General features: G+C 60.9%; 1 protein-coding gene. It reads left to right on the forward strand.

Annotated elements, in window-relative coordinates; translation table 11 throughout:
* Nucleotides 1-1,644, forward strand: a 1,644-nt coding sequence (locus Q8R75_RS19800; protein WP_305663836.1) for a transglutaminase-like domain-containing protein, incomplete at both ends; no start/stop codon positions are given.

Raw genomic sequence — 1,644 nt, forward strand, 5'->3', positions numbered from 1 at the left:
CTTCAGACGCGTCGCGGAAACTCGACCGATCAGGCAAGCCTTCTGATTTCCCTGCTTCGCGCGTCGAACGTACCGGCACGGTATGTCCGCGGCACTGTGATGCTGACCGATCCGGCTTCTACCGACACTGCTGACGGTCGCGCCCAGCGATGGCTAGGCACCAAAACCTATCAAGGGTCTGCACGTTATCTGGCCAGCGCCGGCATTCCAGCGGGCCGGCAGATCCTGAACGCAGCCACTGTGGGTGTTTATTTCGACCACGTCTGGGTCCAGGCCTGCCTGCCTAGTTCCGGCTACCGTGGCCACGCACTGGAGCAGACTGGATACCGGTGGCTGCCGCTCGATCCGGCGGTCAAGGACAGCGGATACGAGAGCCGGATTGAGGTGGATGTCTCCCTGTCCGACACTGACTTCTACGGGCCGCTGCTTGCGGGGCGCACGGACAAACTGCCGCAGGAAATTCTTGCGGAAAAAACCGGGCAACAGGCTCGTTTGGTCGAGGCCGGCGCAGCGCTGGAAGATGTAATGCCTCGGATAAGGCCGAAGGTCACGAGATTTGATGTCATCCCGGTGACCCTGCCCTATCAGGTTGTCCAGTTCTCGAACTGGTCGGGATCGAGTTCGCCCGAAACGGCTGTGCTGCCGGATCAGCACCAGACCAAGTTCGATGTTCGCGTGCTGAAGAACGCGAGCACGCCGTGGCTTGCGGCGACCTTGACCTTCCCGCGAGATCTGCGAAAAAGACTGACTGTGGCGTACCGGCCGACGGCGGCTACCCAGGCTGCCTGGAACGCCTGGGGCGGCGATATCGACGCATTGCCGGCCGGGTCGGTTCGCGTGGTGCCGCAGATACGGCTGGACGGGACAACCCTGGCTGAAGCCTCCGAGGGTACTTCCGAGCCCCTGGCCTTCAGCCATTCGCTGTTGATGAAGGTTCGCCACGCAGACGCAATAAATGGTCGGTGCGTCAAGGACGACGGAACGACCGCTGATGGCCCCGATGCGGGAACTGAACCCGATTACGACCCCGACGTGTCGTGTCTGAACAAGGCGGTCTATCAGTCCATCAAGGCCGGTGCTTACTTCGCGCTCGGTGTAAACGGCTGGCAGCATTCGCAGGCTTACTTCGAAACCATTCTGGACCGGCTCAGTTCGGCAGTCAGCGCAGCGCCTACAGCGCCCACGCCGGCAAACGGAGCGGCGTACGAGTCTTCGGTGGGGGACTTTCTCCATCTCGTCCTGCAGAGCTACATCAAGCAGGCGGATGAGGCCGAGATGTTCATCGCCGAAAGCCGCGGCCATCGGTCTTCCGGCCTGTACGACATCGGTTTGACCACCTCCACGCTGGAAACCCGCTACATCTTCGATATTCCAATTGCCGTCACGCCAGGTGGCGCGCTGATCGATTTCATCGGAGGCCTCTACTCATTCACGAGGGTGGATGCCGCCGTCACCGAGACACCCGCAGAAAGGCAGGCTCGAACAAATCTTGCTCGCCTGAATATTTATGCAGGATCGGCCCTTGAACATCACATCTGGCAGGAATCGATGCGTACGGACGCCGTCTCCACCGTGCGTGGCCTGCAATTCGCGTCGGAATCCAGTATTCCGTTGCGCCGCTTCGACAAGAACAACATCGGCCAG

Origin of the sequence: Methyloversatilis sp., assembly GCF_030696805.1 — a bacterium.
Classification (GTDB): domain Bacteria; phylum Pseudomonadota; class Gammaproteobacteria; order Burkholderiales; family Rhodocyclaceae; genus Methyloversatilis.